Origin of the sequence: Marinoscillum sp. (assembly GCF_040222955.1) — a bacterium.
In the GTDB taxonomy this organism is placed as follows: domain Bacteria; phylum Bacteroidota; class Bacteroidia; order Cytophagales; family Cyclobacteriaceae; genus Marinoscillum.
Genome location: NZ_JAVKCA010000007.1, coordinates 313502 through 326366, shown reverse-complemented (window position 1 = coordinate 326366; position 12865 = coordinate 313502). Strand labels below are relative to the sequence as shown.

13 protein-coding genes and 1 tRNA gene are annotated in these 12865 nt (G+C 44.2%); 3 read left to right on the top strand and 11 right to left on the bottom strand.

The features are described from left to right. Window positions 1–287: 287 nt before the first annotated feature. The 5 genes from RIH33_RS03490 to RIH33_RS03470 form a co-directional block, all read right to left on the bottom strand. Window positions 288–488, bottom strand: a complete 201-nt coding sequence (locus tag RIH33_RS03490; RefSeq protein ID WP_406653701.1) for a hypothetical protein — start codon at window positions 486–488, stop codon at window positions 288–290. 102 nt (window positions 489–590) lie between these two features. Next, entirely contained in the window at window positions 591–902 is a 312-nt protein-coding gene (locus RIH33_RS03485) for a helix-turn-helix domain-containing protein (protein WP_406653700.1), read from the bottom strand. Beyond that, on the bottom strand, window positions 899–1183 hold the full coding sequence (locus tag RIH33_RS03480; RefSeq protein WP_406653699.1) for a type II toxin-antitoxin system RelE/ParE family toxin: 285 nt from the start codon (window positions 1181–1183) through the stop codon (window positions 899–901). The genes RIH33_RS03485 and RIH33_RS03480 overlap by 4 nt, the downstream gene beginning before the upstream one ends. Window positions 1184–1583: 400 nt before the next feature. After that, window positions 1584–2051 carry an SRPBCC domain-containing protein gene (locus RIH33_RS03475; protein WP_406653697.1) on the bottom strand — a complete coding sequence of 156 codons (468 nt, stop codon included), beginning with the start codon at window positions 2049–2051 and terminating at the stop codon, window positions 1584–1586. Between the two features lie 65 nt (window positions 2052–2116). Further along, window positions 2117–2668, bottom strand: coding sequence for a TetR/AcrR family transcriptional regulator (locus tag RIH33_RS03470; RefSeq protein WP_406653695.1), 552 nt, complete (start codon window positions 2666–2668; stop codon window positions 2117–2119). A 438-nt stretch (window positions 2669–3106) separates the two neighbouring features. On the opposite strand from RIH33_RS03470, the gene RIH33_RS03465 reads away from it, so the two are divergent. Both RIH33_RS03465 and RIH33_RS03460 read left to right on the top strand, forming a co-directional pair. Then, window positions 3107–4282 (top strand): hypothetical protein, encoded by a 1176-nt coding sequence (locus tag RIH33_RS03465; protein WP_406653694.1) that lies wholly within the window; start codon window positions 3107–3109, stop codon window positions 4280–4282. 20 nt (window positions 4283–4302) lie between these two features. Further along, complete coding sequence (locus RIH33_RS03460; RefSeq protein WP_406653693.1) at window positions 4303–8010, top strand: cadherin domain-containing protein; 3708 nt, start codon at window positions 4303–4305, stop codon at window positions 8008–8010. A 253-nt stretch (window positions 8011–8263) separates the two neighbouring features. Here the strand turns inward: RIH33_RS03460 and RIH33_RS03455 are convergent, their stop codons facing one another. Continuing rightward, entirely contained in the window at window positions 8264–9433 is a 1170-nt protein-coding gene (locus tag RIH33_RS03455) for a hypothetical protein (protein WP_406653691.1), read from the bottom strand. Window positions 9434–9482: 49 nt separating this feature from the next. On the opposite strand from RIH33_RS03455, the gene RIH33_RS03450 reads away from it, so the two are divergent. Next, complete coding sequence (locus RIH33_RS03450; RefSeq protein ID WP_406653689.1) at window positions 9483–10724, top strand: hypothetical protein; 1242 nt, start codon at window positions 9483–9485, stop codon at window positions 10722–10724. 82 nt (window positions 10725–10806) lie between these two features. Here the strand turns inward: RIH33_RS03450 and RIH33_RS03445 are convergent, their stop codons facing one another. From RIH33_RS03445 to RIH33_RS03425, 5 genes are all read right to left on the bottom strand, one after another. After that, window positions 10807–11268 (bottom strand): hypothetical protein, encoded by a 462-nt coding sequence (locus RIH33_RS03445; protein ID WP_406653688.1) that lies wholly within the window; start codon window positions 11266–11268, stop codon window positions 10807–10809. 142 nt (window positions 11269–11410) lie between these two features. Continuing rightward, window positions 11411–12007 carry a GNAT family N-acetyltransferase gene (locus RIH33_RS03440; protein WP_406653686.1) on the bottom strand — a complete coding sequence of 199 codons (597 nt, stop codon included), beginning with the start codon at window positions 12005–12007 and terminating at the stop codon, window positions 11411–11413. Between the two features lie 7 nt (window positions 12008–12014). Next, a complete protein-coding gene (locus RIH33_RS03435) occupies window positions 12015–12173 on the bottom strand; it encodes a hypothetical protein (RefSeq protein ID WP_406653684.1) in 159 nt (52 codons plus the stop codon). Between the two features lie 261 nt (window positions 12174–12434). Next, window positions 12435–12725, bottom strand: a complete 291-nt coding sequence (locus RIH33_RS03430; RefSeq protein WP_406653682.1) for a GIY-YIG nuclease family protein — start codon at window positions 12723–12725, stop codon at window positions 12435–12437. 41 nt (window positions 12726–12766) lie between these two features. Further along, a tRNA-Ile gene (locus RIH33_RS03425) sits at window positions 12767–12840 on the bottom strand. Window positions 12841–12865 lie beyond the last annotated feature (25 nt).

The following is a 12865-nucleotide window of genomic DNA, read 5'->3' as shown; positions in this document are numbered from 1 at the left end:
GCCCAATATGACGGATTGTCCAGCCCAGAAATTACAAACTCTGAAAATATTTTGCAGTTGGAGACAGAAGCGCGGAATGAAATTTAGTGGATTGATGAAAAACGGAGGGAGTAAATGGAAACCTCTGCACATGCGCTCATACACCCTGTTATGATTCGTTTCGATCCACACCGTTGGTTTACCCACTGGAAGTGTTTTCTCCTCAGGTCGGAGGACCTATGCGGCAAAAGACATTGGAAAAATACCAAGAGGGCCGAAGGAGCTGCTGTTAGCATATCAGGGTTGACTTACGGCAGTCTGTCCGATTGCGGGGAATTCTTCCATTGAGCAGACATTTTTTCAAGATACTTCTGCTCCTCCTCCAGGGTCATGTCTTGAATGTCTTTGTTGAACTTGTCCCTTATTGCCCTCAGCTTTTTCACCAGACCTTTTTGAGTTTTTATTTTATCCTTAATCATACCTCTCGATTTCTTTAGGTGTGTGGCCATCGCAATGTGTTGACAGTTCCGCATTCGGAGCAACTGCTATAGCCAGTCATCCAGCATTTCCCTCTTTGCTTGTTCGTCAAGCCAGTCCATGTTACACACCGTTTACGCCACGTTTATTCTACTTTTCAGCATTTTAACGTTGAAGCTCACCTTTGCTTCAAGAGCGTTGAATACTTTGAGAATCGTTTCGATAGTTACATTCCCTGTATTGTTCTCAAGCCTTGAAATTTGTGCCTTCTTCACTCCAATGAGTTCGCCTAGCTGTTGCTGAGTTAGGTTGCGCTGTTTCCTGGCATGTTGGATCATGTCTCCAATCAGTTCCAATTTGAGTTCAAACTCATACTGGTCGCGTTCAGGAGTCCCAACCTTCCCAATTAAGTCGTCCTTTGTTTGTTCAAGTGTGTATCGTTTCATGACTCCTTACTTTTAAAGTATTGCTGTCTAATTCGTTCAGCTTTATCAGTTTCCTTTTTGTCAACCTTACTTGTTTTCTTGATGAATCCATGAGTTGCGAAAACCAGCGTCTCAGTTTGTTTGGTCTTATCCCAGAAGGCGAGCAAACGATATTGCTTTCCCGAGAATAAAGTTCGGAATTCCCAGATCTCTCCGTCAAGCTTCTTAAACAGTTTTGGGTCGGTATAGAAGTTTAGCCCGATCCATATTCGGAATAATCTTCTTTCGGTGCTTGAGGTCAAGTTTTCTTAGGAATTCATAAGCCTGTTCAAGGAGTTCAACCTCAAATCGCTGAATCATCAAGTTTATATTTATGTAAACTCAGCTAATTTAGAAAAAGTTTCGTTGAAAGTAAACTTTATTGATGAGCTTTCTACGACCTGAAGAGGGTGGAGTGTAACGAATAGCAGGAGTGCGTCTACGCGGCCCCAGGCTTGGCAAGTTCCGATAAAACTAATGAATTTGCCGCGCCCGGCAAGAGGGTGCTTCCAAAGTATCCATCCTAGATAAAAAACGTAGGGACTGAAATGCACCTTGCTTTTCCTTAATCTAATGATCCAAAACCTATATGAATTTATATTTTACTCGGCAGACTTGCCAGAAATCGACAAACTTTCGGATGACAGATCAACCTTATGTTTTTTATCCATTGTTACCCACATTTTCCCTCAAATTAGCTTTGAGATATTCTTTGAGGTCATCATTCATTTGGTTGAACCTGTCAAGTTGATTAAATATGAGCTTTCTAAATGGTCTAAAAAGAATACCACTGAATCTCCAGGTCTGTGTCAGGGTAGTTTCGGATTCATTTTTTTGGGCCACAATAAAATAATGGGTGGCTGAAAAAAACCATTTCCCAAGCATAACTTGTCTGGCGGAAAAAGAATTGTATTGCTCATTGGTTAGCGCCTGGGCTTTAAATTGAGATTGCTTGCCCTTTTCATCTATAATCGTGACTTTAAACTTCTTTCCAACTTCCAACTGGTCGTTGTTTTCCATCATGAGAACTGTGTTCCAATTATCATAAGACTGGAAGTCAGTAATGGCTTCCCATACCACTTCTTTTGATCCTTGAAAATCTGCCTGAATGGTGTATTCGTTTTGTGCCATAATTTTTGAATGTTGGATGATGATGAGTGTGAAGAACAGTAACTGTTTTGTGAAAATTGCTTTATTCATATGTTTATAAAGTGCTTGAGTTCATGATAAACGTCTGCTACGTAGTTTTTATGCTGTTTTTTATACTTGATCATTTCATGATAACCAATTAAGTACTTGTAGAAGATTTTGGCCTTGGTCAATGCTTCACCTTCGGCATATCCAAGATCTTCCAGCATTGAGGACACGAAGCTGATTCTTTGTTCATCAATTTCGTCTATTGTTTTTTGAATGTCTTTTCGCCTGATCGCATATCGTTTGAGATGAAATATGAAATCTATATTTGGGTCTGACTTAAAAGTAATTGCAATAAGGACTTTGAATTTTTCTTCTGCAGTACTCATTTTTTGAGTCTGCTCTATAATCTGATTCGTATCCGTTTCTATCCAGTACGTGAGGATTTTATCAATGAATTTCTCTTTGGAATCAAAATGCCAGTAAAAGCTAGATCGATTGCATTTGAGTTTATTGGCCATTTTATCAACCACAATTCCAGAAATACCATCTTTAGCGAATAGTATAAACCCCAGTTTTATCCAATCTATTCTATCTGCAACAATTTTAGGCATTACTATAAAATGGTAGTGTTTAGGGCAAAGATATTAGAATTATTAATTAAACAGTACTGTTTAGAAAAAGTATTAGATCGAGCTATTGAGGACGTGACACAGTGGTGGGAAGACAACAGCCTAACAACCACCAATGGGGGTCTTTATGGGGTGTCTGTTTTTGTTTATTTTATCTGACTTAGGGCCGTGTTTTGGGCCGGAATCTTCTGGTTCGGCAGGCTAGCAGGAGATCAACATGACAGGGCCGATAGGCCACCTTAAAAGGCGATTTTTGAGATGTTTTACCCCCAGGTACTGTTGCTCGGCGTATCGTTGGTGCTTGGGCTATACACTACCGTTTTTTTTAGGGCTAATACCGAATTTAAGGTATAGGTATTGAATATTTATTTCACTCTTTTTGCCATACATATTCATACCTTTAAATAAAACCATTCTTACATGTATTTAGCTCAACACAATCTGTCCTATCAATTATTTAAATATTCTTTGGCCATTTGCTTCGTTCTCATAGGATTTTTCACCTCACTGGCCACAGTTATTACGGTAGATAACAATGAACATTCAGGTGCGCTGTATTCAAGTATTCAGGTAGCCATTGACGATGCGGCTGTGGGCGATACCATAATAGTTGCAGGATCAGAAACTACTTATGATGGGTTTACTTTAAACAAAAGGCTGGTGTTGATCGGCGCTGGCTACCAATCCACAGAAGATGCTCAGTTTGGTTTTACGACCAACGTCAACCACATGATCATTAAAAATGAAAATCCGGATTTAGATCTGGATGCCTCAGGATCGCATATTGAAGGCTTTTATGTGAATGGAGTGGTAACCACAGCAAGTGGAAACTACCGATACATTTCAGTGGGCTTTGAGGGCACTGAGAGCAACACGCTCACCAATGTGACATTCACCCGAAATAGATGTGAGTCGGTTCACCTCAGCTACTTTAGTAACATTAAGATTTACAACAACATTCTGGATAACATAGGTTATGCACCAAACTATAACGGTGTATATGGAGACTACCCATTCGGTAGTAATCTACTCGTAGCAAATAACATTTTCACAGGTGGGGTAGCACGGGTCAAAGGCCCTCAGATTTTCATCAACAACCTTTTTATCGGGAGCGATCAGGTCTATGATGTGTTTTTTAGTGGTGTAGGTATCGTCAACCAGGCGAGCGGTATCGTCTTTAGCAACAATATTCTGTGGGGCAGGGGCACAGGAGGCGCCAGCAATATGGCACTAACACACAACCTGGTGCTGACCAGCGAGGGGGGACAAACCTTTGATTACGGAACCAACAGCACTGGTAACAATCTTGAGAATGTGAATCCGAAGTTTGTGGATGTTCCTGAATATGCGCTTGATTTCAGCTATGATTACAGGCTGGCGGAGGATTCTCCCTGTAAGGGTGCAGGATCAGACGGTACTGAAATGGGGATTTTCGGAGGTCCATATCCATTTCCAAGTGCGGGAGATGTGCCAAATGTGCTTGTGATAGAGAGTCGGATTCCTAAGATAACTGATTTCAATATTCGTTCGGCAGCAGTGCCAGAGGGCAGTTCAATAGAAATAGATTTGAAAGCCAGAGTTTCAAATAATCAGTAATTACTTAAAACAACATAGTGATGAAAGTTATTAGAAAACTGGGTTTTCTGACGCTCCTAATTGTAATGACAGGTCAAAATGCCTTTGCCCAGGTTGACCTTGACAATGGCCTGACGGCTCATTACAAAATGGAAGGCGACATGACTGATGCGTCAGGAAATGGATACGATGGCATTTACGCCAATGGAAGCAACAACTATGAGATTTCAGATAGATTTGGGCTTTTCAATACCCGGAGATTTTCGAAAGGGTCTAATGGGAGCAGTGTAGCCGCGGCTTTAACCTCCTCCGACGCAGCTTTGAGAAGTTCGTCTTTTACCATTTCTTTTTGGTACAATATTGTAGATGGTTTCGATGATGATTCAGGAGTTTTGGATCTGGGTACCATGATTGATGCCGGTACTTTGTATACCATTTCAGCCGTCAATGAGGGGTTAAAATTCACCACTTCGGATGGAAGTGGGAATACTACCTCCATGACCACAAATAGTGGAAAACCAGGGTTTTATCATATGGCTACTTTGACTTATGATGGGGCCACCCTGAGTGCATATCTGAATGGTGATCTGAAAGCAGAACAAGCTGTGAGCCAACCTGCTTTGGGTTCTGGGGCCATCACTGTTGGCTATCCTTTTGAAGGAGCCATTGATGACATCAGGATCTACAACAGATCTGTTAGTGCGGCAGAAGTGGATGCCTTGTATAGTGAGGTGCTATTCCCGGATTTTTCCGTAGATAGCCATTCGGGAACGGGCTCATTGGATGTTGTTTTTTCCAGCGAGTCCAGCTCTGATGCCAGTATTACGAATTATGCCTGGAGCTTTGGAGATGGAGCAACTTCTGTTTTAGCCAACCCGAGCCATACTTATTCGCAACCAGGTACCTATAAGGTAAGTCTGACAGTGACGGACGCTGACAATCGATCAAGAACGTTGAGCCAGTCCTCATTCATTTCAGTGGCGCATGAGGCAGTGGCTGATGTTCAGTTACAGTATGTTGAATACTTTTTTGATACCGACCCGGGAGTTGGCAACGGCACCCCAATTTCATTTACTGCTACGGACGCAGTAGAGATAGTGGAAAGTATAGACTTATCCGCATTATCTGCCGGGTTTCACCAGCTAATGGTGAGGACTCAGGATGATTTGGGACGATGGAGCAGTTACTTCAATCGGACTTTCTACCTGATGGATATCGCTGAGGGTACAGGGGGTACGGATGGTACAGTGACTGGCATTGAGTACTTTTTTGACAATGACCCGGGGGTGGGTAATGGGATAAGTATAGATGTAAGTGCCAGCGACAGCCTGGATTTGATCACAACCATTGATGTTTCTTCGTTATCCGCTGGTTTTCACCAGCTGGTGGTTAGGGTAAAAGACGATCAGGGTGCCTGGGGGACTCCCTTTTCACGTACGCTTTACATCATGCCACAACCTTCAGCAGCGACAACTTCTGAGCTCATAGTAAGTGCGGAGTATTTTATCGGTGATGATCCCGGTGTGGGTCAGGCTATGGCATTAGACCTGAGTGCGAATGGCGCTTCCATTGATGAACAGCTGGAAATAGTGGTGAGTGATTTAGTGGAAGGTGATTATTTGCTTTCCATACGCGTGAGGGATGATTTGGGGAAATGGAGCATTGCTGAGCGAAGAAAGTTTTCCATCTCCAATGGGCCACTCTCACAAAACAACACCCTGACGGTAGAGGAAGATTCTATATTGACCTTTTCCGCTGATGACTTTAATTATTCCAGTGGAAATGGTTCCACCTTTACCCGTCTTCAAATCAATTTGTTACCAACATATGGGGAGTTGTCACTAGATGGGCAATTGGTTTCTATTGATCAGGAGATACTTGTGTCGGACATTGAGCGATTGGAATACTTCGGTGGAGCAGACTTTGCTGGGACTGATTCATTTGATTTCACAGTAGGTGATGCGAGCACCCTTAGTGTCAGTTCGTCTACCATGTCTATTGAGGTGACCTCAGTCAATGATGCGCCTGTATTTGCGCTATCAGGAGATGTAAACTTAGCGCAGGACTTTACTGGTACTGAGATGGTCACCGTGACACCTGGAGCTGTACCAGCCAATGAAGAGGAGCAAATGGTAACCTATTCCATGGAGCCGGCTTCAGTTGAGTTTGCAAACGTGGCGATCGATGCTGCAACAGGAGCTATCACGATTACCAGTGTGACTGGTGCGTTTGGCACTCAGGAATTTATCGTCACAGCAGATGATGGTGAGGCCGAGCATAATACGGCAAGTTCCGGTTTTACTTTGACAGTTAATCCTGCGAATCAATCTCCTCAAATAGCTGATCAGACTTTTACCCTTGATGAAAATAGCGTAGCAGGAACTTTGGTAGGCGATGTGGTGGCCACTGACCCGGAAAGCGATCTGATTACCTTTGCTATCCGATCCGGGAATGATCTTGGGGCATTCGAAATTGACGAATCTACCGGGAGTATGGGAGTGTTGGATGGAACAGCTCTGGATTTTGAATCGACTCCAGTTTTTGAACTGGAAGTGTCTGTAAGCGACGGAAATTCAGAAGCCATCGGATTGATCACCATTGAGCTGGTGAATGTCAACGAAGAGCCTGTGCTCTCAGCAGGTACCTTCACCGTAGCGGAAAACGCGACAACAGGAGCTTCTTTAGGATTCATATCGGCTTTTGATCCGGAGGACGAACCTTTGACCTGGGCCATTGTCTCTGGAAATTCAGATGACGCTTTTGCGATTAGTAGTGAAGGGGAGCTGACGGTAAATAGTGCGGAGGCCCTGGATTTTGAAACCCGGCAGGAGTTCTTGATTGGGGTGGAGGCTTCTGATGGCAGCAACACTGGGTCTGTGGACATTACGATCACCGTAACTGACGATGGTAATCTGGCACCTTCACTGTCTGATCAAGCTTTTACCATTAATGAGAATGTATCGGTAGGCATAGTGGTAGCCACACTAGCCGCTAATGACCCTGAGGGTGATGTGTTGGAATATCTCATCACTTCGGGAAATACGAATGATGCTTTTAACCTGAGTAAAGCGGGCGAACTGACCGTGGCTACTGCTGAAGTGATTGACTTTGAAATCAACCCGGAGTTCACGCTAAACGTGACGGTATCTGATGGTGATCTTTTCACTCAGGGTAATGTGACAATCAGTGTAGTGGATGTAAATGAAGCCCCGACTATTGTCGAGACAAGTTTTATCGTAGATGAGGAGTCGCCGGGAGGAACACTAGTAGGTGTTCTGGAGGTTTCTGATCCTGAGTCTGACGACTTGACCATATCAATTACAGATGGAGATGCCTCAGGCGCTTTTGCCATTGAGAATGGAATAGAATTGACGGTGGCCGATGCCTCTCAGTTGGATTTTGAAACCCAATCGACTTTTGTATTGACTTTGGAGGTGTCTGATGGCACCCTGACTTCATCAGGTATTATCACGGTCAGTTTGATCGATATAGAGGAGCCTTTGATTTTGGGCGGAGTTGATCACGTTGGTCTTGTGGTTTATCCAAACCCGACAAAAGGGATGCTCAATATCATGGGAGTAGAGGTGGAGGAAGTGAAAATATTTGACACCTCTGGCAGGTTAGTGCTTACAGATACAAGCGCTCAAGTTGATTTAACAAACCTTAATGCCGGTGTTTACCTGATCGAACTATTGGATAAGTCAGGTCAGGTATCTAAACATAGGATCGTACTCAAATACCAACATTAGGTATTGAAAGGACGCTATAACGTGTTGCAAAAGCCATTTCGATTATCGAAATGGCTTTTTTTGTTATCTCTCCTCGAAATATATGTTGCTCGGCAATTAAGTGCGTCGCATAGCACGTGATAGAGGTCACTGAGTTGGGCATCCTGGATTTGTCCATTGCTAAGCTTTGTCCAAAACCTGAATGACGACATAGAAAAGGACGTCATTCCTGAGCGGCAGGCGGGCCATGAGCCGGTTTTTACATCACGCATTTTCAGGGCTCCCTGACGATGACACCATCAGGGTGGTCAAATTTCCCCGTGATCAGCCAGCCCCCAAAGTCCTCAGATACGGCCATTAAAAGGGTGTTTTCTCCTTTCTTCAGGTTTAGATAGATGGCATCAAACAACCCGACCGTGCCCAAATAGCGGTAATCCCTGGAGTGCCACCTGTTATTGCCACGGTAGATGGGCTGGCCATTGAGTATAGCCACCACCCGGTCACTGTACCCAAAGTGAAATAATTTGACCTGGTCCTTTTCTGATTGAATGATGATCCGGGCAAGGACGGTCTCCCCGGGTGAGCCGTCATAGAGGGTTTGTACTCTGGAGATGTTTGCAGCAGCGCCTTCTTCCACTTTTATGGTGCCGCCCCATTTCCGCTCTGCAATCAGCTGTTGGAGACTCGCAGGGTCTGCCAGCAGTTTTTCCTCAAACATATCAGATACCTGCCAGGCGGGTACGAGTCCTTCTATGGGTTCCCTTATGCCGGGCTTGAAATCCAGGAGTTCATACTCATTATGATTAATACTCATATTGGCCAGGTGCATACCTGAGGCGCCACCACCACGAAAAACCACCTGACCTGGCTGCGCGGGATGAAACAGCACCCAGGACAGGTGTGGCTTTTCGGAATAATCCATATATACCTGGGCTTTATCGCCATTCACCACTATTTTCACATGGGTCCAATCATCGTATTTGTAGTCATAAGGAAACGAATACTTAGGTCCGAAATAGAGTTGCCAGGGGGTTACGCCTTTCACAGCGGGTGCCGCCTGGTTGGCGTCAGGCTTGCCGGGCAGGTGGGGCCTCAGGTAAAACTGCTCCATGTCTCCACTGTCCACCGATCGAAAATTCACTCCGGGAAATGCCGCTTCTTCTTTGAGGTAGATATCAAATTCGATGGTACCATTGAGGAAAGTGACCTCCTTTGGGGACATGGATCCACCCTGTAAGTAGATGGCTTGCTGACCTTTATAGGTTTCCAGCACATAAGATTGCGCATTGATTTCCCAAAGTGCTGTATCCAGGGGAATCACTTGGGCGTTGCCTATTGATGCAAGGCCCAATAGGGCGAGGGTTATGATTAAGTTTTGTTTCATGCCACTAGATACGATGGAGCATGGATGACGGACAAACCCTTCGGGAGCAAGTTCGTTCATAATGATTCATGATTGTTCAGGAAGTGAATAATGCCCAACTTTAAACCTAATGAGAAAGACCGTACTGCATAGTGACGAAGTGAGCCGACTAAAAGCAGAAATCGAGCAAAAGCTGGGTTGGGGGCCGGGATTGGACTGGCATAGCAGTGTATTCTCTGAACTCAGCGAGAAGGTTTTTGAAGCGTGTCAGGTCATGCTCAGTGCTACTACGCTCAAGCGCTTTTGGGGAGTGGTCAATCATGATAGTGTGCCTAGCATTAGCACACTGGATACCTTATCGCAGTTTTGTGGTTATGAAAACTGGCGTGATTTCAAGCAGAATTCTTCCCGAAAAATAAAGAAGCAATCTCATTTCCCTAAAAAGTCACTGTACGTGACAGCCGGGTTTTTATTGGCGCTTTTGACTGTGGTACTGATCGGTAATAAACGACCCGGCGCGGAGGAGCTTCCGGAAGGAATTACGTTCTCCAGCAGGACTTTGGCCAGGACCTACCCGAATTCGGTGGTCTTTGATTTGGATCTCCAGGGAGTGCAATCTGACCATATCCATATCCAGCAATATTGGGATCCTACCAGGACCATCAGCATCTCAGATGACCAGCAGCAGGCGACGGGTATTTATTACTTCCCGGGTTACTTTCGGGCCAAACTCCTGATCGACGATGAAGTGGTCGCATCGCATGATTTGTTTCTGAAAAGCAATGGGTGGATTGGGACGGTGGAGTACACTCCCGTTCCTAAATACTTCAGGCTCGGTATGAGCGACCAGAAGGAGCTTTTTTATCCCGAGGAGATCGGTACTGAAGTGAAAGGGTCCAAAGATCCATTGATGACAGTATATCACTTTGTAGATGATCTGGGAGAAGTCTCAGGGGATCACTTCACACTGAAGGCCACCCTGCGAAATACTTATGATGATCAATGGGCGGTTTGCCAATCGGTTGGGGTGTACGTGTTGGGCACTAAAGGCGCCATGATCATTCCTTTTTCGAGGGTGGGATGCAGCTCCGATAATAACCTCATGCTCAATGATGTTTTTCTGAGTGGAAAGGCCAATGACCTATCCGCGTTTGGTGTAGACCTGTCGGACTTTACCGAGGTGGCTATAGAAGTAGAAGATAGGAATGTGGTTGTTTCCGTAGGCGGAGAGGTAGTGTATCAGTCGGCGTATCAGAAAACCATGGGCCGGTTGGTGGGGTTGCGATTTAAGTTTCTGGGGCTGGGGGAGGTGGCTACTTATTCGTTGACCTCAGACGGTAAGGATGTGACTTTGGTGGGGTTGTGGGAGTAAAATAGTGTTTGCAGATACAATTACTCAAGGCTTAATTTATATCCTTTTACTGTGACGATTTTGTTCCGAAGTGGAGCACGACTCAAAGGAAAATTATGATCAGTGTAAGCACCAGCACAATCAAATACCTGGTGGTGGCTTGTTTCATCATACTCGTGTGGTTGGTGGCCAATTGATAGCCCACCAAAATGGCACCTAGTGTGAGGGAACCCGCGCCTATATGGAGCATGGTCGCACTACCCGGCAGCTGCATGAGTCGAAACATGATGCCGACGATCGCTACCGCACAGGCAATGTGGCCCAGTTTAATGGACAGGGTCTCCATCAGGCCTTCGGTTTTGTAAAGGAATGCGTACAGGTAGGAGGTCACCGCCAGGGTGGTGAGGCCTATACCGATCATTGCGGCGGTTTCACCAATTTGGAGGTATCTGAAAACAAGTGCCAACAGGAGGATGATCATTGAAATTCGTTCGATTTTTGGAACGATCAATTCCCTTAGTAGATACTTAAATCCTTTTTTCTGGTCAGTTTCTTCTGATTGCATGTGAATGAAGGGTTGGAGTGGGATTCTTCCCGGTGTTGGTGTTAAAGATATACTTTTCCGAAATACTTAGGTGTCATCTTCAATATGTGTATGGATGTAGAAGCCAGCTTTTTACGCAAAAACTGAAGTGAGTCATGTCTGGTTACTTAATCAACAGAATGAGATCGAAAAAGAGTAGCCTGGTTTCCAGCTGATCATCACTCTGAATGGCGGAATATTCTTTTTCTTCCTCTTCAGAGTGGAAGAGCGATTGATAGCCGTTCTTTTTATAGTATGACAGTACTTTCGGTTGATTGTAAGCATCGACTACCACAAATCTGCATCCTGTTTTATTGGCACCATCAATAAACCAGGCTTTGATGAAATCCATTAGCTCCTTGCCGATTCCTCTCCCTTCAAATGATTGAGCTACACCTAAACGTCCAATGAGAACCGCAGGATAACTTTTTAAACCCCTTTTTTGGTTGTTTACATTTCTGTTTAATCGATTCTTTGAGGGTTTTGGTAACAACCTGGCCTTTATGCTGTCATTGGAAACAGTGAAAGCACAAACAATCTGAGACGGGTCTGTATCCAACGTGAAGCAATAGGTGCGGCCTAATAACTCATTATTGTAGGCAATGCAATCATTAATAAAGAAGTCATTCAAATCAGCATCATCGCAGATGAATGGAGAGCAGGTATCTAATAATTCTTGATTGAGTAAGCGCAGGGTACAGTGATCCTCAAGGAAACTCACTGTGGTATTACTTTAATTGCGCCTTTGCGAGAATGTTGCTGGCAGACTTGATCTGCTTGCTGAAATCGACGGTACCTCTCTTTTGCACAGAACTTTCAGCCTTTTTAACAAAAGATTGTGCCGCTTGATTTTCCAAAGTTGGTATGCTTTTAATAGCAATTGCCATATCTGCTGAGGGAGTTTGTGATTGCAAAGTGCTTAAATATTTTATATAAATACAAAAAAATATCACTTTTTGTTCGTCGTGTTAAAATACGATCTACTGTATGGTATTGCTTGAGAGAGGAGTGTTTCAGCAGATCAACTATACCGTCTGACTATACCGTGAGCCAAAAAAGCATAAAAAAAGCAGTTACGAAAAACGTAACTGCCTGATGATCAATGTGGGCCCACCTGGGCTCGTCCCGATAGCTATCGGGACAGGGACCTATTGGTATTTGATTTTGAGCTTTTCACTTATTTCCGGGTGCTTTTTCAGGTTCTCGATGTACTTCCTGCTTTTCATCTTTTTGATATGAAGTTCGATCAACCGTGCTTGTTTTCTGTCTGTGCATTTTATGGCGTGGAACAACTCCCAATCTTGAGTTTGTGTGGTGAAAGCGTGCTTATAGAAACCACTATTGTGTTGATCAATTCTCAAATCAATGTCCTCGGTTTCACCGATGTAAAATCGATTCAAAGAACGGCTGTAAATGATGTAACAGTAGAAATTAGCCATAATAAAAAAAACCAGCTCCCGAATATGGAAGCTGGTTTTTGTGGGCCCACCTGGGCTCGAACCAGGGACCACCTGATTATGAGTCAGGTGCTCTAACCAACTGAGCTATAGGCCCTACAGTTTTTTTCTATCCGAGATGT

Coding starts and splice junctions, on each gene's coding strand:
- RIH33_RS03430 (WP_406653682.1), bottom strand. CDS start 12,725: ATGGCTAATTTCTACTGTTACATCATTTACAGCCGTTCTTTGAATCGA.
- RIH33_RS03475 (WP_406653697.1), bottom strand. CDS start 2,051: ATGGCACAAAACGAATACACCATTCAGGCAGATTTTCAAGGATCAAAA.
- RIH33_RS03490 (WP_406653701.1), bottom strand. CDS start 488: ATGGCCACACACCTAAAGAAATCGAGAGGTATGATTAAGGATAAAATA.
- RIH33_RS03460 (WP_406653693.1), top strand. CDS start 4,303: ATGAAAGTTATTAGAAAACTGGGTTTTCTGACGCTCCTAATTGTAATG.
- RIH33_RS03455 (WP_406653691.1), bottom strand. CDS start 9,433: ATGAACGAACTTGCTCCCGAAGGGTTTGTCCGTCATCCATGCTCCATC.
- RIH33_RS03445 (WP_406653688.1), bottom strand. CDS start 11,268: ATGCAATCAGAAGAAACTGACCAGAAAAAAGGATTTAAGTATCTACTA.
- RIH33_RS03470 (WP_406653695.1), bottom strand. CDS start 2,668: ATGCCTAAAATTGTTGCAGATAGAATAGATTGGATAAAACTGGGGTTT.
- RIH33_RS03435 (WP_406653684.1), bottom strand. CDS start 12,173: ATGGCAATTGCTATTAAAAGCATACCAACTTTGGAAAATCAAGCGGCA.
- RIH33_RS03465 (WP_406653694.1), top strand. CDS start 3,107: ATGTATTTAGCTCAACACAATCTGTCCTATCAATTATTTAAATATTCT.
- RIH33_RS03485 (WP_406653700.1), bottom strand. CDS start 902: ATGAAACGATACACACTTGAACAAACAAAGGACGACTTAATTGGGAAG.
- RIH33_RS03450 (WP_406653689.1), top strand. CDS start 9,483: ATGAGAAAGACCGTACTGCATAGTGACGAAGTGAGCCGACTAAAAGCA.